Source organism: Bacillus sp. AF62 (assembly GCF_050312695.1).
Taxonomy (GTDB): domain Bacteria; phylum Bacillota; class Bacilli; order Bacillales; family Bacillaceae_G; genus Bacillus_A; species Bacillus_A cereus.
Genome location: NZ_JBNPJZ010000030.1, coordinates 65,889 through 85,416, shown reverse-complemented (window position 1 = coordinate 85,416; position 19,528 = coordinate 65,889). Strand labels below are relative to the sequence as shown.

The following is a 19,528-nucleotide window of genomic DNA, read 5'->3' as shown; positions in this document are numbered from 1 at the left end:
GATTTTACCATAATTACAAACCCTTCATGCTATATGATCATTGCTTTTGGGAATAAAAAAAGAGCTTACCTACATCAGATAAGCCCTTCCTCTCTATACAAAATATTTCTTCAAAAGTGGCGGTGTAATAATCGTCGTCAATATAACAACAATAACAATCGCTGTGAAATTTTCTTTCGCTAATAAATTCGCCGTAAGTCCATTTGCAGCGATGATAAGCGCTACTTCACCACGTGATACCATCCCCGCGCCAATACTAATAGAAGATTGGAGGTTAAACCCTGTCAACCTTGCTCCTAAACCTGATCCGATTAACTTTGTGAAAATCGCAATGAGAGTCATAATAATAATGAACCAAAGCTGGCTTCCAATGCCTTGAAATGTAATTTCCATTCCGATACTTACGAAGAATACTGGAACAAATATTGCATAAGCGATCGGTTCAATTTTATGTTCCACTTCATGCTTATACTCTGTTTGAGAAATAGCAATTCCCGCGGCAAATGCTCCAATAATACCTGCAATTCCCATCATTTCACTGTAATAAGAAAAAGAAAAGCAAATAATAAGAGCCGCGCTAATTAACGCTTCTGTTACACGAAGCGGTACAAGCATTTGCATAATCCAAGGAACGACTTTCCAAGCAATAAAAACAATACTTACAAAGAAAATAATTTTCTTTGCAATGACAAGTGTTATATTCACATCTTGTGTTCCTAAAAAACTCATTACAAATGCCAATAAAATAACGACAATGACATCATCAAATACGGCAGCACCTAAAATTGTTGTACTTTCTCTCGTATTCATTTTTCCTAGATCACGTAGCGTCTGGACCGTAATACTAACCGATGTTGCGCAAAGTAATAACCCTAAAAAAATGGCATGGGACTGTATTAATCCAAACAGCAATCCTGTTACATAACCACCGATGAAAGGAAAAATAATTCCACCAGCCGCTACTGCAAATGAAGATTTCAAATTCCGGTTTAACTCTTCTAAATCTGTTTCAAGTCCTGCCATAAACATAAGTAACAAAACACCAATCTCACTCAGTTCATCAATTAGTTCAGAACTATTAATAATACCGAGTACAGCCGGACCGATAATAATACCAACAATTAACTTACCAAGTACAGAAGGCTGACCCAGTCTCACACTAATGTCACCAGCTAATTTCGTACAAAGTAAAATGACGACAAGTTCAAAATAAAATAACATAGCATCTGCTCCTACTTTAACTTTAATCAGTGGGTCGTTAACCCCCGTCCATTTCTGCAAGTAGTTTCCCCTATTGATCCGCATTTTATTTGTCATATTTTTATTTGACAAAATATTCTGAATTATATTAAGATTAATCCAGCAATTTTAAAAAACTACATACCATAACTGCACCTCCACTTACTTACTCTTTTTTAATGGGCTCATACTATAGTCGCAGTTATGGAAATGAAAAAACGGGGGGAGAGTCCAAAGTGAAGTCATTATTACGAAAAAAAGCGCTTAGTACTGAATCACCAAAGCAGCTAGATAGAACATTAACTGCACTCGATTTAACGTTTTTAGGGATCGGCGCCGTAATTGGGACAGGGATCTTTGTATTAACAGGTATTGTTGCAGCAAAACATTCTGGTCCTGGTATTATGCTATCATTTCTTATTGCTGCATTTACTTGTGCTTGTGTAGCCTTTTGTTATGCTGAATTTGCTTCTTCTATTCCTGTCTCAGGAAGTGTGTATACTTACGCATACATGACAGTCGGAGAAGTCGTCGCCTTCATCGTCGGATGGTGTTTAATGCTCGAATATTTACTTGCTGTTGCAGCAGTAGCTGTCGGTTGGTCTGGTTATTTGCAATCATTACTACAAGGGTTCAATATACACCTGCCCGCCATAATCGCCTCGGCCCCCGGCGTAGGAAAAGGTGGTCTCATCGATTTACCAGCTGTCTGCATTTTACTTCTTATTACTGGCCTTTTAAGTTTTGGTATACGTGAAAGTGCACGCATTAATAATATTATGGTTCTTATTAAACTAGCTGTTATCATTGCCTTTATCGTAGCAGGTGCAAAATATGTAAAACCTGAAAATTGGACACCGTTCATCCCATTCGGATACGACGGTATTATTACTGGGGCTGCCACTGTGTTCTTCGCCTTCTTAGGATTTGATGCAATCGCAACCGCTGCAGAAGAAACGAAAAAACCGCAGCGTGACTTACCAATTGGTATTATCGGTTCTCTTCTTATTTGTACTGTTTTATATATGATTGTATCTTTCGTTTTAACAGGTATGGTTCCTTATACGCAATTAGACGTTTCTGATCCAGTTGCATTTGCATTGCATTTCGTTGGTGAGGACACAATTGCAGGACTACTCGCTGTTGGAGCGATGACTGGAATGACAACCGTTCTCTTAGTCGTTATGTATGGACAAGTTCGCGTTTCGTATGCAATGAGCCGTGACGGTCTACTTCCAAAAGCGCTAGCACGTGTAAATAAAAGAGTAAAAATCCCTTTATTAAATACGTGGATTACTGGCGTTGTTGCTGCTTTATTAGCAGGACTTTTAGATTTACATTTGCTAGCGAATTTAGTAAACATCGGTACGTTAACAGCCTTTACATTCGTTTGCTGCGCTGTACTTATTTTACGAAAAACACATCCTGATTTAAAACGTGGATTCCGTACACCTTTCGTACCTGTATTACCAGTTGTCGCGATTCTTTGCTGCTTATATTTAATGATCAATTTGTCTAAAACAACATGGATTAGCTTTGCCGTTTGGCTTATAGTCGGCTTATGCTTCTATTTCTTCTACTCTAGAAAGCATAGTCACTTAGCTACCGAAAAAACGAATGATGAAAAGAAAAAAGCATAACAAAATAGCTCGCCGATAAAACGGCGAGCTATCTTTCTGTACTATTATATTTTTTCGTTAACGACTGTAAAATGAAAAATATGCCAATGCAAGCTGTAAACCATGCCCAATTTCCTATTGGCGTTGCGTATTTAACAATTCCAATACCTACAAGTAATAGGAAAATAATCACCTGATATATGAGCTTCCACTTTTGCATATATTCCCTCCTTTACTTCGTTCCCTTCTTTTTATTCTTCCAGGCATTCAAACTATCAAAGAAAAAGTTAATAAATAACGTTCCTAGTCCTGCTAATAAGAAAGTCATTAAAAATAAAACCCAAATACTTTTCTCTTTTAAGAAATAATATCCTACAAGGAGCACAACCGCAATCCATACATATTCAAGAATTCTTTTTAGCTTTTTCTGTTCCAAATTATTCGCTCCTTCATTCTATACTACTTTTAGTATAACAAAAAAGAAGCCTATCATGATAAGCTTCTTTTCTTCTCTCTTATTTGTTTATGCTTTTTTCAACAAGTGAAATCATATACTCTAAAGTACGATTCATCGTTTCTACCTGTGCATCTTTTACTTTTACATCTTTCACTACAGCTTCGGCCACTGTAATTTTTTGACTCAATGCTTTCACTGAACCGTCCGTTACATTTGCATCTTGCGCTTTTTTCACTACTACTTTTGCAGATTCAATATTGATTTGTAATTTTTCTTTCGGTGTTTTCGGTTGTTCTACTACTTTAGATTGTACAAATGTTGCATTAGCTGTTTTTAATTCGTTATATGTTTGAACGATTTGCTCTCCCGTACTCCCTACATTTTCAAACACTTGTTTTGCATTATTATAGCTTTTCTCTAATTCTTGAAATGCTTCCTTTGAATATTGACCTGGCTTATCACCAAACTCATACGTACCAGCTAATACTTCTTTCACTTTTCCAAGCTCTTCATATAACGCGTTCACTTGCTCTAACTTTGTGCGGTTAGAAAACTCATTGTACGCCGCTAATACTTCTGAAGAACTTAACGCTTTACTATATAATTTCGCAAGCGCGATTTGTCCATTTAACGGAATACCACCATTTCCGTTACTATCAGGATCCGCTCCAAATGCAAATGGTACGTTTGGATGATACACTTTCCCAGTAGCTGGCTGACTATTTACTTTTTTACCATCTACGTAAATTGCCACTTCACTTCCGTTATACGTTCCTGTTAAATGATACGTTTTGTTCGCTTCTAATTGAACTCCAACACGTTTATAGCTGCCACCAATGTGAGCCCATAATTCAACATATCCACTTCCTGTAGACTCAAATCCAATTCCACCGCCTTCTGTATTTTGCAAGATGCCTTGTCCGCGAATTTCATTCATTGAAAATACAGTTTCTAACGTAAACGTATTTGCTATTTTCTCTTTTTGTGCTGCTGAAAATGGAAGATATCCAAATGTATCTGTTTTTCCGTTTAACTTCATAACATTCTTTTTCAATGCTTTATCATATTCAATAGTCACATTGCCCTTCACATCACCTTTTGTACCAAATGGTGAATTGTCTTTAAATGTACCATCTGCAAAGTTTACATCGAAAACATCAGCTTTTGGTACTTTCACATTCGGGTCAATATTATCTTTTTTCGTAGTAATTTCCGCAGTTAACGGCTGCGCAGTTTCATTGCCGAATGAATCGATTGCAACGACTTCAAGTGTATATGTTTTCCCGCCATCTAACCCTGCAAGCGTAAATGTAAGATCTTTTGGCACTGGATCACGGTAAAACTCTGAGAATGCTAACAATTTATTTTTTATTTCACCCGTTTGCTTATCTCTAGCTTGTACACGGTAAGAGTGAACAAGAAGGTTGTCCAATGCTTGCGGGAATGTTACTGTTGCCGCATTTTCTGTTACATTTGATACAACAAGCTTTGCATCCTTAGCAAAGTAAGGCTTTTCTTTATCACGATCTTCTACATGTGTAAATGTTTCTTTCTTTGCTGGTAATTTAATTTTCCAAGGCTCGCCTGTCCAAGAATTCGTATGAAAATCACGACGATTAATCGTTACTTCTTTATCATCTACTTCTACTAATAAACCTTGGCTTAACGTACTAGCTCCTGGCGGGATATTCCCTTGTACTTTACCACCTTCAACTTCCATATAACTTACTGAAGATGTACCAACTGATGTAAAGTCTTTTTGATGTATCGATCTTGGATCATCTAATGGATAATGTGAATGACCTGAAAACGTAATAACTTGTGGGTATTCTTTTAATACCGCATTAATTTTTGCGCTATCTTGTGTTCCCCATTCATGACTGCCGTATACTGTCTCTTTAATGTGTTGATGTAAAAATACAAAAATCGGTTTTTCTGGATCATCTTTTTGCGCTTTCGCCATTTCTTCTTTTAACCAATTAATTTGCTTGTCTGAATAATATCCATGAGTTGTTCCATTCTCTGGAGACATAACAAGGAAGTGATAACCTTTTACCACTTTATGATAATAAATTGATTCCATACCTGTTTTTTCTAAGAAACGCTTCTGCGCACCTTCTACAGATAAACCGTTCCAATAATCATGGTTACCAAGAGAATTCATTCGCACAGCATCTTTATTTGCATTTTCATTGTACACTTGCATGAAACGATCATATTGCTGCACCGATCCTGTATCCGTGAAATCACCTACAATAACAAATGCATCTTGCTTCGGTGCTAATGTATTAAACTGTTCAATCGCTCTTTTCCAGCGAAACGTATCATCTGTTCCACTATTTTTAATATGCACATCACTTACAACTGGAAAAACTATCTTCTTCTCACTTGATGCCTTTTCTTGCTTTTTCTCTTCCGCCTTGACTGATGTACTCCACGGAAATGATACGAACGCTAATACAAAAACCATTAATAATCCAATAAGGCCTTTTACTTTTCTTAAAGCATTTCTGTCCACGTGAATCCTCCTCATAATAATTGATTCATTACAAGGGCTATTTTATCTAATACATGTTAATGTCGTTTAAATAACAAATGAACTTTATTAGATTTTTGTAAATATACAGTTAATTAGAAATTAAGTCCAACATTCCTCGTACTATTGTATACAACCACCTTTTGTCTAAACGAGTCTGATCATTCTTTTCCTATGACTATTCACATATAATCTTTTCTATAACGCTAATGATAAGTTAAGGTTTAAGCCTATTAGACAATCTTAATTTTTAATATTTCCTTCTTTTTTTAACACATCGGCCATGCTTTTACATTTAATAGTAGTAAAAGACAACTTAAAAGGAGGGGTTGTATTGAAGAATAAAAAAAATATCGGCTGTTTCGCTCCTTTATCTATTATTTGTCCAGACCCTTGTCCACCGCCCCCTCCTCCAAATCCAAATTGCGAGCGAGTAACAAATGAATTTGCAGGGAATTTCCTCATAACTAATAACACCATCCCCTCTGCCAAAGATGCATCACAATTAATGATACTATGGCAAAGTGATGGGATACTACTTATATCAGGTACTGTCTCGGTTTACAATAGTACTAGCAGCACCAAAGCAATTACAATTCAAATCGTTGGAACAGTAACCAATATTTTCACTGTTTTTCCTGGTAATACAATATCGTACACAGGAAAAGACCTACATTCTGTCAATATTATCAATATAACAAGTAATCCTTCACTATATTTAGAAGGCAAGTACTGTTGCGAATTTACATGTTGCTTATAGAATACCAATTTCATTATTTCCTTAATATAAAAAGCATACCGTTCACGGTATGCTTTTTATGAGATTGGATAACGTACTGTAATACAAAATTCTCCTTGATTAACAGTCGTTCCTGTCGTAGTAATTCGGACAGTAGTAAAATATCGGACAGTGAAAGTACCACTGCTTTGTGGTTGTACAGTAATTGTATCAACTACTGTTGCACCTACTAAAAAATCAACTGTAATCGGGTTGGCTCCTACATCATATTTCACGTAACCTGAACCATATACTTCTTGCGTGATATTATTTGTATATACAATTTGAGTACCAGCACCTGTAATAGACCAGTCTGTACATACTTGGTCTTGCACAAGTGTTTTATTAGAACAACAAGACAAACTGGAACTTCTCATTCCCATTTCGATCCTCTCCTATTCTGCTATGAAAGTGGATAACGTGTTGTAATACAAAATTCTCCCTGATACGTTCCAGCAGGTGTTGCAGGTAACACAACTTGTATACTATCAAAGCGACGATACGTAAAAGCAATACTCGTTCCTGGGTTTAATGTTTGTGTATCAATTGTACCCCCAGCAGAATCAAGCGCTTCTACAGTAATTGGGCCTGGTCCAACATCATATTTAACAAAACCAGTACCAACTACGTTTTGGTTAATATTATTTGTATAGAGAACATTATCAATTGCTGTTGCAACTACAGTAGCAGACCACGGACTACACACTTTATCTTGCACATAATTTTTATCTGGACAACAAGTTAATGCTGACCCTGAGCACTCACAAGACATAGTTGCTTCCCCTCTCTCTTTTATATTCCCTATATGTGTATGTCCCTCAGAGTCTTTTGCCTGTACTATTCATCTATTTTCAAAAAATATTCAAATGACTAGATAGATTCCGTTTTGTTTCTTTTCTTCATATATTTATAGGCAAAGATACTAGCCACGATAAGAATAACGCCGCCTAATATTGGTAGCATATATTGCCCAACAACGTCCGCTGCCTTTTCCCAATGCGGACCTAATTTCATTCCAAAATAAACATACAAAGTCGTTAACGGGAACATTGCTACAAATGTATATATACTAAATTTCCATATGTTCATTTTCGCCATACCACACGGAACAGAAATAAGCGTTCGAACCCCTGGCACAAAGCGTCCAACAAATGCTACAACCGGTCCATATTTCTCAAAGAAATCATCTGCTTTTTGAATTTGTTCTTCTTTAATGAAGAAGTATTTCCCGTATTTTATTAATAGAGGACGACCGCCGTAATAACCGAGTGCATATAAAGTTAAAGGTCCTGTCGTTCCGCCCAGGGTTCCAGCTAGTACAGCAAGCCAAAAATTCATATCTCCCTCGTACACCCAATAACCAACCATGGGCAAAACTACTTCTGCTGGAATAAATTCAAACGTTAATGCTAACACAACTCCAAAATAAGAAAACTGCTTTAAAAACTCGATTATATCTAAAATATTTTGCTCCATATTTTTAACTCCTATCCTACGTTTACGTTATGCTTTTCTTGTAATTGAATTGGCGCCATTTTTACAATTCGGTTCAAAATAAATAACACAATTCCAATATCATCTAAAATACCGATAAACGGCAGGAAGTCTGGAATTAAATCGAGCGGCATCGCAACATAACCAACTAAAAACGCAATAGATAAAATTTTCTTCTTTATTGAAACCTCTTTTGAAGTGAAAAAGTCAAATAGGAATGGAACAAATCGGCGAACATGAAATACAACTCTTAATCTACTAATAAGTTTTTTCATTTTTATATCTCCTCTCTTTGTATACAAAAAGGACCCTACCAAACATGGTAAGGGTCCTAAAAAAGACAATAAGGGGCCTTTACCATTGCTGGTAAAGGTCTCACTAACAACGAAACGTTGCCAATAAAGCCGAGGGTTTCTCCCTGTAATGACGACTTTACTGTAATAAGTTACTCCCCTTTATATACACAATTTTATACAATCACATTAAAATATTTTTTGGGGCTTGTCAATATATTTTATATCTCAAGCTCTCTCGCTTACTCTTTACTAAAAACAAATAAACGTATAGGAAATTTCTTACTATCTAATAATATACATAATCGTTTTTGAATGAAAGGAGATGTTTCATTTGCATACCGTATGGAAAGGCGCACTTTCACTTGGACTATTAAATATAGGAATCAAACTATACAGTGCCGTAGAAGAAAACGATATAAAATTTTTAAGTCTTCATAAAGAATGCTTAACACCTATTAAATATAAAAAATTTGCTCCTGATTGTACGGATGAAGAAATTGATGATAAAGATATTGTAAAAGCCTATGAATACGCACCTCATAAGTACATTATTATGGATGAAAAAGAATTAGCTGAGTTGCAAAAAGCTCACGAACCAAGATCTATTCGTATTATATCTTTTGTCCAAAATAACGAAATTGATTCTGTTCTCTACGATCGTTCTTATTTTATAGGCCCTACCTCAGGACATGAAAAATCGTATTTATTATTAAAAGAAGCTCTTGAACGTACGAATAAACTTGGTCTTATCCATATTTCCATTAGAAAAAAACAACATTTAGCTATTATCCGTAACTTTGAAGATGGGCTTATATTACAAACTATTCACTACCCTAATGAAATTCGCGATATAACAAATACACCTAACTTACCAAGTAACGAAAATTATACGATTCAAAAACAAGAACTCACAGCAGCAATCAATTTAATCCACCATCTTACAAATCCTTTTGAACAAGAGTTATATACAGATGAATATAAAGAAGCTCTTACCGAATTAATCGAAAATAAAATTGAACAACAGGAAAAAACCGAAACCATCTCTCCTGCTCCAAACATCATCAATATTATGGAGACATTACAGGCAAGTATTGAACAAACAAAAATAAAAAGAGACAATAAAACAGAAAAAGAGGCCAAATAAAATTGACCTCTTTTTTCTTTAAAGCGGATTACATTTTGGCATCTCAAGTCCAGAAGATTGTGCTAATTTTAATAAGTAATAACATTCTTCTCTTGCCATATGATCCGCCATTCTAGCAGATAATGCACTTAATATTTCATTCGATAACTCCATCTCTTCAACCTCATGGAGAAAATGCGAAAATAATTTTAACTCAAGTGAAACATCTTTTGTAAACTTCTTTAATGCAGGAAAATGATGAAGCTCTGTCCGTAAATAACCTGTCATCTCAACTGCCTTTAAGTAAAATTGTTCAAAGTGCTTCGTAAATTCTTCACTTTTCTCTTTCAATCTTTTTTCAACAAGATCTAATCCACCAGAAATAGAGCCTGCATGACCAGCCGCATCCGTTAACCAAACGAGATGGTAATGTAATTCATGAAAAACAGGCGGAACTTCTCCTTTCTTTAAAAATTCTAACACCGTTATATATTCTTCTACTTCGTTTACCATATGATTGATGAAAGTTGGCGTAAAATGAATAGTGATTTTTCCCTCGAGTTGTTTCTGTATAATACTTAATTTAAACATTCGTATTTCCTTTGCGGCTCGTTCTGCCTCTTTTGAAAGTGCAATGAGATTCACATTATGAACTTTATTTAAAAGATTCGTAAATGTTTCAAGAAAATAAGTGGCCTTCTTTATATCCTCTTTTTCCTTCGGAGCTAATGCATCAAGTAAAAATTGTGAATGATCAGTAAGCACCTTTAGCCAAAATTGATGCTCAAACAACGCACTTTCTTCATAATTCCTCTCCACTAAATCCCCTCCGTTTATTCATCCTTCTCTATCACTCTAAGTTTATATCCATCTGGGTCTTGTACTACAATACTCTTCTCACTTTTGTTTTCTGTATATGCAATTTTATAAAACACTAACCTCTTTTTTAAGTTCTCTATGTTAGAAATTGAAAACATTAGTACATCAACCGAATCCGTAACACTCTTCTCACGCCCACCCAAACTACGATTCATTACAAAACTAACTCTCATTGAATCAGCATCATACCAAACCCCTGTTACATCTAATTGGGGTCTTTCTAAACTAGGCTTGATTCCTAAAATCCCTTCATAAAAATACAAAGTTTCCTTTAAGTTTTTCACTTCCAATACAATGAATTGTTTCACATTCTCCACATTCATTCCCCCCGTACCTATTACTTTTTTATATGTGTCATAAAGGCCTATTATGTCTGAATACAATACGTAGTAATGAACATGTAAGGAGGTTTATTCATGAATAAATATATGAGATCATTCGTACCCTATCATAGTCCTCTCGATCCTTGTCCTCCTATCGGAAAAAAATATTATTCTACTCCTCCTAATTTATTTTTAGGCTTTCAACCGCCAAACTTGCCTCAATTCACACCAAAAGAAGCACTACAAAAAGGGACTTTATGGCCTGTTTTTTATGACTATTATGAAAATCCTTATAAAAAAGGGCGGTGACTACTGACGTGAATCAATCGCTACCAGAAGAATACTATCAGCTTTTACTGGAGCTTCAAGAATTAGACTTTGTACTAGTTGAACTCACTCTTTATTTAGATACACATCCAGATGACACCGCCGCGATTAATCAATTTAATGACTTTTCCTATAAGCGGAGAGTATTAAAACAAAAGATGGAAGAAAAATACGGACCACTCCAACAGTTTGGAAACAGCTATTCTAATGCCCCTTGGGAATGGAGCAAAGGTCCTTGGCCATGGCAAATATAAAGGAGAGAAACTATGTGGATTTATGAAAAGAAATTACAATACCCAGTTAAAGTGGGAACTTGTAATCCAGCACTTGCAAAATTATTAATTGAGCAATACGGTGGTGCAGATGGAGAATTAGCTGCTGCACTACGTTACTTAAATCAGCGCTATACAATTCCCGATAAAGTCATTGGCCTCCTTACCGATATTGGTACAGAAGAATTTGCACATCTTGAAATGATTGCTACGATGGTTTATAAGCTGACAAAAGATGCGACTCCTGAACAGATGAAGGCAGCTGGTCTCGACCCTCATTACGTTGACCATGACAGCGCACTTCATTACCATAACGCAGCTGGTGTTCCATTTACTGCAACCTATATACAAGCTAAAGGTGATCCAATTGCCGACCTATACGAAGATATTGCTGCTGAAGAAAAAGCGCGTGCCACATATCAATGGCTTATTAACCAATCTGACGATCCCGATATAAATGACAGTTTACGCTTTTTACGCGAACGAGAAATTGTCCATTCACAACGTTTCCGAGAAGCGGTTGAAATTTTAAAAGAAGAACGCGATAGAAAAATATATTTTTAATACACGTATCCTAGCGATATGTGTTTTTTTATGTTAAAAGTTAAATCCTTCCTATTAAACATATAAATAGTATATTTATTCGATTTAATGCATTATTTTTTAATTTTTTCAAAATTCCCTATTGCTTTCTAGTCATCAGACCTTTAAAATAATAACAGTTACTCGACAAATTATTTGAATTTTCGACAAAAATACTCATTAGGAGGATTTTCTTTATATGCGTACAACTTTAAAACCAGCGCAAATACTTTCGATTAGTTTATTACTATTCGCAGTTTTCTTCGGTGCTGGTAATATGATTTTCCCGCCCCTTCTCGGTCTTTCTTCCGGAGAAAATATGTGGGTTTCTATTACAGGATTTATTATTACAGACGTCGGTTTATCTTTACTTGCTATCGTTGCTGTTGCCCTTGCTGGTGGTAGTTTTAACACTTTAGCGAGCCGTGTTCATCCAAAATTCGCAGCAGTATTCGCTATCATTATTTATCTTTCAATCGGCCCACTATTTGTTATTCCACGAACTGGATCTGTATCTTATGAAATCGGGATTGCACCACTTTTCCCAGATCAATGGTATTCTATGTTAGTTTTTAGTGCGATTTTCTTTACAGTCGTTTACTTCTTATCATTAAATCCATCCAAGCTAGTAGATCATATCGGTAAAATATTAACGCCAATTTTACTTGTAATTATTGCAATTATGGCAACAAAAGCGATTCTTTCACCAGGAACATTTGCAGAGCCTATCGGTGACTATAAAAACATCCCGTTTTTCAAAGGATTTCTCGAAGGATTTTTAACGTTAGATGCAATTGGCGCTCTCGTACTATCAACAATTGTTGTAAATGCAATTCGTCAAAACGGTATACAAGAGAAGAAATCTATCGCAAAATATACAATCATTTGCGGAAGCATTGCTGCTCTATTCTTAACAATTGTTTACTTCTTACTCGGTTATATCGGAGCTTCAAACGGGAACTTAGGGCAATTCGAAAACGGTGGTCAACTATTAGCTACTGTTATGTATCAATTCTTTGGGACAAGCGGTAATATTTTATTAAGTATCGCCATTATCTTCGCTTGTTTAACGACGGCAATTGGTGTTGTAAGTGCATTTGCAAACTATTTCGCAACAGTACTAACAAATGTTTCCTACAAAAAGCTTGTACTATACGTTTGTATCTTTAGCTTCGTTATTTCAAACTTAGGATTAAGCTTATTAATTAAAATCACACTACCTGTATTAATTATTTTGTACCCAATTACAATCATTTTAGTTTTCGTATCATTTATCGACAAATATACGAAACGTAAACCTTCTGTCTACATCGGAGCAATGATCGCAGCATTTATTATTAGCTGTATTCACGCACTTGATAATGTGGGAATGATACCAAGTTTTATCGCTAATATCGTACACACGATTCCTTTTTATAACTTAGGAATCGGCTGGATCGTTCCAGCAATAATTGGTGGTATAATCGGATACTTTATTCCGCAAACAGAAGCTGAAGGCGAAGTTTCTACAAAATAAAGAAAAGAAGCAAGCATGAAATACATGCTTGCTTCTTTTTATTTTCACATCGTATGCTTAAAAGTAAATAACTCTTCTTTCGACTGCACAACAGATTGTTCCTCTTCTACAACGTCCCTCTTTATCTCTCCTCCTAATCTTACTTTCAACATCGCCTCTTCTATACTTTTCAAAATCATATTTCCTGAAAAAATAGTAAGCCCGAAAAATGTAATTGGGACGAGAGGAATCCATGGATGCACTGTTAATGATCTAAAATAGACTCCAATTAAACCTGACCATTCATGTGTATAAGATTCTATTTCTTCTATCGGCCCTAAAAAATTAACCGTTCCACCAAAGAATATTTCTAGTAATCCTAAGTGCAGTAAAATAGTAAGAGTCTGCGTAAACTGTTGAAGAAATACGAGTATAAAAGTCATATAGATATGCGGAAAAAGATGTTTTATAACAATACGTCTCCTCGATCCGCCTAATATGCGCGCAGCATCAACAAATTCTTCCGTTTGTAATTTACGAACTTCCTTCGCGACATACAGTGCAATAACTGGCATCACAAGCATTACAAGTAATACAACTTGAAACGAAGCCCTTTCAAAAAAGCTTGTTGTTTCCTCCCCGCTTCCAAATAGATTTGCAAATTGAAGAAAAAAATACGCAATCATAACTGTTGGAATAACTGTGAAACTATCAAAAAAAGCCTCAATCTTTGAAAAACCTCTTCTTACATATGTTCCAAGTACAACACCAAAGAACACACCTATTACCATTCTAAGTGCCGCAATTAAAATAGATATACCAATCGTCCACTTCGCGCCTTCAATAACTAAATGTAAAAGGTCGTATCCTTTCCGATCTGTCCCGAGTAAAAATTGGAATGAAGGTGAAAACGGTGGCACTTGTGGATTTTCATCCGCATCATATTGCAATGTAACTTGCCTAATGTGTCCATCATTCCATAACGTATTTCCGATGCTCAAAAGAACTAATATGAGAAGAAACCCAATGCTTATCCAAAATCTTTTATCACGTTTTATATACGTCCACATATTATAATCTCTCCTTCATCGCAGCCGGAATGAGATAATGAAACAATTTAAATAAAATAAAAATCGGAATATAAATAAGCAGTACACTAACGATGAAAACCTCCACCCTAATACCTTCGTACGATTTTAAAAACATGAAAATACCACCCGTATTAAAAATCCATTCTATAATATATAAATTAGATAACATAAAAAAGATATTCGTTTTCGCAAAGAAAAGTGTACTAAGCAACACATTTCGTAAAATATGACGATTTAAAATATGAAAACGCCCCAAACCTTTCGCCTTAGCAAATAGTACATAATCTTTTTCTAATTCATTTTCGAAACGAAGCACTACCATTTTTACAAACATAATCGTAGTCGGGATGCTCAAACAAAGTATCGGCAATCCTCTAATCGACTCGCCTCCAATTGAAGCAATTTGAAAAGGTAAAAAACCTGTTTGTTTAAAAAACCATACAACTAAAATTTGTGATACTAAAATAAGAAGAATATCTGGAATGGATTCTAGGAAGATAAGAAATGATTTAATTCGATGTTGTATACGCGGTGAACTACTCATAATTACATAAACGATACAAAATGCTACAAATAATGAAATGAAAAAAGCAGCCCAAAAAATAATAATCGTTTCTTTATAATGGACGAACAACTGTGGAAATAAAAATTTACCTCTCACATATTGCAAATTGGAAATATCCATTAAGTTCACAAACACTTCTTTTAAACTCTGTATGTACTTTGATACATCCACCTTAAATCCATAAAATAATTTCGGCAAAGCCCCTAAAATAATAATCCCCAAAATCGAAATAAGAAATTGAATCGTCACTTCCATTCCATTCAAAAATACCTTTTTGACCATTTTCGCCCTTCTCTCTCTATAATTTACCCCTTAATTTTATTCTTAATTTTCTGAATTGTAAATATTTTAAGAACAAAAAATCACTAGGCTATGATCCTAGTGATTCCTTATGCGCATGCCTTTCTCTTTTCGCAAACGGCATATACAAAACCAAACATCCAATAAGCGCAGCTATTTCTAATGAAATAATATAGTAAGGATGCGGCCCTAACATATCAAGTAATGAAGCTGTTTCTGGCTTATGAGCTAAAAACATATAATTACCACCTGTTTTGTAATTTACAAACGAAACAATTGGAATCAATATGTTTAAAAATATCATTGTGCGTTTAATAGATTGTACTGTCGGACGATATCCTTCCACCCAAGTCATAAAGAGTGGTGCCCAAATGAGCAATATATGCGCGATAAAATATTCAATGAAACGAAAATGCGGAAAAGCATACTGCAAGTTTGGCGTTAAAATAGCTTGTGATGCACCAATAATTCCCGTGAAAAATACAATCTCATATATGCGGTAACTTTTCGTTACGATCATAATCGACGCTAATAATAAACTAATCGTACATAATTCAAACGGTAATGAAGTAGCTAGCTCAAAAATCCCCGCTTTCCACTCCCACATATGAAGCCCAATTTCACTACCTATAAATAAAAATGCAATTGCATATCGAACCGTTATATTCCACTCACTTTGACGTAATACATCTTGGTATTGATACAGAAAAAATATCCCCACCAACATAATAAATAATATAAGGGCATGTTGCCTTGAGTATGGAATAAATGGTTTTAATGGGTGTGCGCTAAAATAAGCTTCCATCTTCCTTCCTCCTTTCCTCCATACAATATTATTGTAAGAAAGAAACGACGAGTCAATTCATTTGCTTACACTAGGACAACCTCTACCTTACATTTACATATTCATACCTTACAAAACTGTAAGGTTATTGTAAGCTAAAACGATTTGTCAGATTCTTCACCTCTTCTATACTTAATGTAGATACTAAAACGAACGAAAAGGTGATAAATAGATGAAAAAGAAAAATAAAGTGTTAATTACTAGTGTAGTAGCAATCGGAATTGCAGCTGGATCATACTTTGCATTTGCTGGGGGCGGTTCAGATGTAGCAATGGCATATAGCGGATATAAAGTAACCGAAAAACAAATCCAAAACGCGCAAAAATTTGGTGGCGAAGTTATTCCAAATGGAATTGAAACTATTTCATTCGATCCAACAAAAGGAACATATGAATTAGCTGTAAAAAAAGGCGATGAAGTGAAAAAAGGGCAGCTTCTATTTAAATACAATGACCCGACTGCTAAACAAGGGGTAACAGAAGCAGAAATGCAAAAGAAAATCGCACAAAAAGAAGTAACGTTGTTCCAAAAACAAATTGATGCGGCGAAACAAAAATTACAAAAAGATAAAAATTCAGGCCTTCCTGCTGAAGCATTAAAAGCATCAGAAGCTGAAGTTGGGCAATTAGAATCACAACTTGAAATGAAAAAGTTTGAAGTTGAAAAAGCTGATGAAATGATTAAAACAGCAAAAGAGAAAGTAAACACTCTTTCTGTAACAAGTCCTGCTGATGGCGTAATTGATGATATCGTGAAAACTGCTGACGAAAAAACAGGTATGAGCGGAGTTACTCTTCGTCACGCTGGTCAATTTAAAGTAAAAGGTCAACTTTCTGAATATGAGCTTGCTAGTATGAAAGTTGGGCAAGAAGTAACTGTTTCATCAAAAACTGTCGCTGGTAAGACTTGGGCAGGAAAAGTAACAGAAATCGGTTCTACACCATTAAAGAGCATGGATGAAAATAAAACTGTTTCTAACTATCAATTCACTGTCACATTAGATAATAGTGACGAATTACAAAACGGATTCCACGTTTACGTAACAAGTAAATCTGGCGAAGCAACTGGTACAATTGTTCCGAAAAGCAGTATCGTGAAAAAAGGTGACAAAAATGTTGTCTTCGTTGTAAAAGACGGTAAAGCGAAAGAACAAGCAGTTACTGTTGAATTCGAGACTGATAGCGAAGCAAAAGTTTCTGGAGTGAAAAAAGGAGAGGAAATTATCTCTAAGCCTGAAAAAGACTTAAAAGATGGTATGGAGGTTGTCGCCCAGTGATTAACTTAAAAGGCATCACGAAATCCTTCCAAAATGGTGCAGAGTCCGTTCAAATATTACACGGAATTGATGTAACACTGAACCAAGGAGAATTCACTTCAATTATGGGACCTTCTGGTTCTGGTAAATCAACATTAATGAACATTATCGGTTGCTTAGATAAACCGACGACAGGTACGTACGAACTAGCTGGTCAAAACATTTCAAACATGTCTGAAACAGAACTTGCACACGTACGTAATAAAGAAATCGGATTCGTATTCCAAAACTTCATGTTATTACCTAGACTTACAGCACTTCAAAATGTAGAGCTACCTCTTATTTACGCTGGAGTCGATAAAAAAGAAAGACGTGAGCGCTCGTTAGCTGCTTTAACAAAAGTAGGCTTAGCTGATCGCGCTACTCACTTACCGAACGAATTGTCCGGTGGGCAAAAGCAGCGTGTCGCTGTTGCACGTGCAATCGTAAATAACCCAAAATTCATTTTAGCCGATGAACCGACGGGAGCACTTGATACGAAAACAAGCACACAAATTATGGACCTCTTTTACGAATTAAATAAACAAGGCTCAACAATTATTATGATTACCCATGATCGTGAAATCGGGGAAGCTGCAGCACGTCAAATTGTAATTCGTGACGGAAATATCGTCCAAGATTGGAGAGGTTAATTTTGAATACGAGTGAAAATATACGCATGGCCCTTTCCTCTATCTTTGCTCATAAGATGCGTTCTATCTTAACAATGTTAGGTATTATTATCGGTATTAGTGCCATTATTACTATCATCTCAATGGGTGATGGTACAAACGCAAAGTTTAAAAAAGAATTAGGCCAAGGAAAAGATAATGAAGTAACGATTTACTACAACAACCCTGATTACGGAACAGATAGTGCCAAAATCACACCTGATATGCTAAACCGTCTGCAAACTGTACCAGGCGTTAAAGATGTATATCCAGACGTAAGTATGAAAGTAAAAGCATCTGCTGGTTCAAAAGATGTAAATCTTGATTTAAAAGGTGGCACAGGCGCCTTTATGAAAGATTCGAAAATAAAATTAGTTAACGGTCGTGAATTAAATGACAGTGAACTAAACCAAGCAATCCCTGCTGTTATATTAAATGAAGAAGCTTTCAACAAATTATTTAGTGGTTGGGAATCAAACCAATACACAGATATAAAAGGAAAGCCTTATAAAATAGTCGGTGTATACGAAACGAAAAACGACTTCGGAATGCCTATGCCTGAAGGTTATACATCACTTGAAAACGCGCCTGTCATTTCAGGAGTAAATGAGTATGACTCTGTAAGATTAACAATGACCTCTCCGACAGAACGTAAAAGTGTAGAAAAACAAGCTGTTTCTGTCTTAAACGAAATGAAAGCTCCTAAATTTGAGCACAAATTCGAAGCACAAGATTTAGGTGAATTTACGAAACAACTAGACGAATCAATCGGTATGATGAAAATGGTATTCGGTGGTATTGCTGCTATCTCCTTACTTGTTGGTGGTATCGGTGTAATGAACATCATGCTCGTATCTGTAACAGAACGTACACGTGAGATTGGTATTCGTAAAGCACTTGGTGCAACACGTGGTAAAGTATTAACACAATTCTTAATCGAATCTTGTATTTTAACAGGACTTGGTGGTTTCATCGGATTCATGCTTGGTATTTTCTTCGCTTGGATCGTCTCAATCTTTGCTGGATGGCCACTCGTTGTCTCAAAAGAACTTGGACTTCTTGCCGTAGGTATTTCAATGCTAATCGGTATTGCATTCGGACTACTACCAGCCAACAAAGCTGCAAAACTTGATCCAATTGAATGTTTACGATATGAATAAACAAAAACGTAGGAGTTTACACTCCTGCGTTTTTTATTTACCTATTAAATCGAGTTTCTTCTATTATATATATATTTCACGTTACAACTATCACTCTAATACTCTTCATTATTTATAGGTACTAAGGCTATTATCTAATCCTATTATTGCAAAAATACTATGTAACAGACGAAAATCAAGGCG

At 35.6% G+C, this 19,528-nt stretch carries 24 protein-coding genes; 10 read left to right on the top strand and 14 right to left on the bottom strand.

The window, feature by feature from the left end; all coding sequences use genetic code 11:
• Positions 1–93: 93 nt before the first annotated feature.
• On the bottom strand, positions 94–1,317 hold the full coding sequence (locus ACQRBL_RS04225) for a cation:proton antiporter (protein WP_043924625.1): 1,224 nt from the start codon (positions 1,315–1,317) through the stop codon (positions 94–96).
• A 101-nt stretch (positions 1,318–1,418) separates the two neighbouring features.
• Between ACQRBL_RS04225 and ACQRBL_RS04220 the strand changes: the two genes are divergently transcribed.
• Positions 1,419–2,879: an amino acid permease gene (locus ACQRBL_RS04220; protein ID WP_153592908.1), complete on the top strand. Its 1,461-nt coding sequence runs from the start codon at positions 1,419–1,421 to the stop codon at positions 2,877–2,879.
• A 28-nt stretch (positions 2,880–2,907) separates the two neighbouring features.
• Here ACQRBL_RS04220 and ACQRBL_RS04215 read toward each other — a convergent pair whose 3' ends face one another.
• The 4 genes from ACQRBL_RS04215 to ACQRBL_RS04200 form a co-directional block, all read right to left on the bottom strand.
• The gene (locus ACQRBL_RS04215) at positions 2,908–3,078 is read right to left on the bottom strand and encodes a hypothetical protein (RefSeq protein ID WP_001174839.1); all 171 of its coding nucleotides are present in this window, start codon (positions 3,076–3,078) and stop codon (positions 2,908–2,910) included.
• Between the two features lie 12 nt (positions 3,079–3,090).
• Positions 3,091–3,294: a hypothetical protein gene (locus tag ACQRBL_RS04210; protein ID WP_000435797.1), complete on the bottom strand. Its 204-nt coding sequence runs from the start codon at positions 3,292–3,294 to the stop codon at positions 3,091–3,093.
• Between the two features lie 79 nt (positions 3,295–3,373).
• A complete protein-coding gene (locus ACQRBL_RS04205; protein WP_411996106.1) occupies positions 3,374–5,833 on the bottom strand; it encodes a LamG-like jellyroll fold domain-containing protein in 2,460 nt (819 codons plus the stop codon).
• Positions 5,834–6,094: 261 nt separating this feature from the next.
• On the bottom strand, positions 6,095–6,343 hold the full coding sequence (locus tag ACQRBL_RS04200; protein WP_043924624.1) for a hypothetical protein: 249 nt from the start codon (positions 6,341–6,343) through the stop codon (positions 6,095–6,097).
• On the opposite strand from ACQRBL_RS04200, the gene ACQRBL_RS04195 reads away from it, so the two are divergent.
• Entirely contained in the window at positions 6,228–6,611 is a 384-nt protein-coding gene (locus ACQRBL_RS04195) for an S-Ena type endospore appendage (RefSeq protein ID WP_232482560.1), read from the top strand. The two genes, ACQRBL_RS04200 and ACQRBL_RS04195, sit on opposite strands and share 116 nt — an antisense overlap.
• Positions 6,612–6,667: 56 nt before the next feature.
• Here ACQRBL_RS04195 and ACQRBL_RS04190 read toward each other — a convergent pair whose 3' ends face one another.
• From ACQRBL_RS04190 to ACQRBL_RS04175, 4 genes are all read right to left on the bottom strand, one after another.
• Complete coding sequence (locus ACQRBL_RS04190; RefSeq protein ID WP_000525819.1) at positions 6,668–7,012, bottom strand: DUF3992 domain-containing protein; 345 nt, start codon at positions 7,010–7,012, stop codon at positions 6,668–6,670.
• 20 nt (positions 7,013–7,032) lie between these two features.
• Positions 7,033–7,401: a DUF3992 domain-containing protein gene (locus ACQRBL_RS04185; RefSeq protein ID WP_001277540.1), complete on the bottom strand. Its 369-nt coding sequence runs from the start codon at positions 7,399–7,401 to the stop codon at positions 7,033–7,035.
• Positions 7,402–7,499: 98 nt separating this feature from the next.
• The gene (locus ACQRBL_RS04180) at positions 7,500–8,105 is read right to left on the bottom strand and encodes a DedA family protein (protein ID WP_411996105.1); all 606 of its coding nucleotides are present in this window, start codon (positions 8,103–8,105) and stop codon (positions 7,500–7,502) included.
• Positions 8,106–8,116: 11 nt separating this feature from the next.
• Positions 8,117–8,398 carry a YkvA family protein gene (locus ACQRBL_RS04175; RefSeq protein WP_000733842.1) on the bottom strand — a complete coding sequence of 94 codons (282 nt, stop codon included), beginning with the start codon at positions 8,396–8,398 and terminating at the stop codon, positions 8,117–8,119.
• A gap of 352 nt (positions 8,399–8,750) precedes the next feature.
• Here ACQRBL_RS04175 and ACQRBL_RS04170 point away from each other — a divergent pair, with 352 nt between their 5' ends.
• Positions 8,751–9,563 (top strand): Ku protein, encoded by an 813-nt coding sequence (locus ACQRBL_RS04170; RefSeq protein WP_411996104.1) that lies wholly within the window; start codon positions 8,751–8,753, stop codon positions 9,561–9,563.
• Between the two features lie 18 nt (positions 9,564–9,581).
• Here ACQRBL_RS04170 and ACQRBL_RS04165 read toward each other — a convergent pair whose 3' ends face one another.
• Positions 9,582–10,361 carry a DUF2935 domain-containing protein gene (locus ACQRBL_RS04165; RefSeq protein ID WP_023521229.1) on the bottom strand — a complete coding sequence of 260 codons (780 nt, stop codon included), beginning with the start codon at positions 10,359–10,361 and terminating at the stop codon, positions 9,582–9,584.
• 14 nt (positions 10,362–10,375) lie between these two features.
• On the bottom strand, positions 10,376–10,804 hold the full coding sequence (locus ACQRBL_RS04160; protein ID WP_167332611.1) for a lactoylglutathione lyase: 429 nt from the start codon (positions 10,802–10,804) through the stop codon (positions 10,376–10,378).
• A 33-nt stretch (positions 10,805–10,837) separates the two neighbouring features.
• On the opposite strand from ACQRBL_RS04160, the gene ACQRBL_RS04155 reads away from it, so the two are divergent.
• From ACQRBL_RS04155 to brnQ2, 4 genes are all read left to right on the top strand, one after another.
• On the top strand, positions 10,838–11,053 hold the full coding sequence (locus tag ACQRBL_RS04155) for a spore coat associated protein CotJA (protein WP_001046257.1): 216 nt from the start codon (positions 10,838–10,840) through the stop codon (positions 11,051–11,053).
• Positions 11,054–11,061: 8 nt separating this feature from the next.
• Positions 11,062–11,325 carry a spore coat protein CotJB gene (locus ACQRBL_RS04150; RefSeq protein ID WP_001076510.1) on the top strand — a complete coding sequence of 88 codons (264 nt, stop codon included), beginning with the start codon at positions 11,062–11,064 and terminating at the stop codon, positions 11,323–11,325.
• Positions 11,326–11,337: 12 nt separating this feature from the next.
• Entirely contained in the window at positions 11,338–11,907 is a 570-nt protein-coding gene (gene cotJC / locus ACQRBL_RS04145; protein WP_000265278.1) for a spore coat protein CotJC, read from the top strand.
• Positions 11,908–12,124: 217 nt separating this feature from the next.
• On the top strand, positions 12,125–13,441 hold the full coding sequence (gene brnQ2 / locus ACQRBL_RS04140; RefSeq protein ID WP_023521227.1) for a branched-chain amino acid transport system II carrier protein BrnQ2: 1,317 nt from the start codon (positions 12,125–12,127) through the stop codon (positions 13,439–13,441).
• A gap of 44 nt (positions 13,442–13,485) precedes the next feature.
• On the opposite strand, the gene ACQRBL_RS04135 is transcribed toward brnQ2, so the two are convergent.
• The 3 genes from ACQRBL_RS04135 to ACQRBL_RS04125 form a co-directional block, all read right to left on the bottom strand.
• Positions 13,486–14,490 (bottom strand): ABC transporter permease, encoded by a 1,005-nt coding sequence (locus ACQRBL_RS04135; RefSeq protein WP_411996103.1) that lies wholly within the window; start codon positions 14,488–14,490, stop codon positions 13,486–13,488.
• A 1-nt stretch (position 14,491) separates the two neighbouring features.
• Complete coding sequence (locus ACQRBL_RS04130) at positions 14,492–15,358, bottom strand: ABC transporter permease subunit (RefSeq protein WP_411996102.1); 867 nt, start codon at positions 15,356–15,358, stop codon at positions 14,492–14,494.
• 88 nt (positions 15,359–15,446) lie between these two features.
• A complete protein-coding gene (locus ACQRBL_RS04125; RefSeq protein ID WP_000388700.1) occupies positions 15,447–16,181 on the bottom strand; it encodes a TIGR02206 family membrane protein in 735 nt (244 codons plus the stop codon).
• Positions 16,182–16,392: 211 nt separating this feature from the next.
• Here ACQRBL_RS04125 and ACQRBL_RS04120 point away from each other — a divergent pair, with 211 nt between their 5' ends.
• Genes ACQRBL_RS04120 through ACQRBL_RS04110 form a run of 3 tightly spaced genes read left to right on the top strand, consistent with a single transcriptional unit; the run spans position 16,393 to position 19,345 of the window.
• Positions 16,393–17,496, top strand: a complete 1,104-nt coding sequence (locus ACQRBL_RS04120) for an efflux RND transporter periplasmic adaptor subunit (protein WP_000728804.1) — start codon at positions 16,393–16,395, stop codon at positions 17,494–17,496.
• A complete protein-coding gene (locus ACQRBL_RS04115; protein WP_000609100.1) occupies positions 17,493–18,167 on the top strand; it encodes an ABC transporter ATP-binding protein in 675 nt (224 codons plus the stop codon). Before ACQRBL_RS04120 ends, ACQRBL_RS04115 begins: the two co-directional genes overlap by 4 nt.
• A 26-nt stretch (positions 18,168–18,193) precedes the next feature.
• The gene (locus ACQRBL_RS04110) at positions 18,194–19,345 is read left to right on the top strand and encodes an ABC transporter permease (RefSeq protein ID WP_411996124.1); all 1,152 of its coding nucleotides are present in this window, start codon (positions 18,194–18,196) and stop codon (positions 19,343–19,345) included.
• Positions 19,346–19,528: the final 183 nt, after the last annotated feature.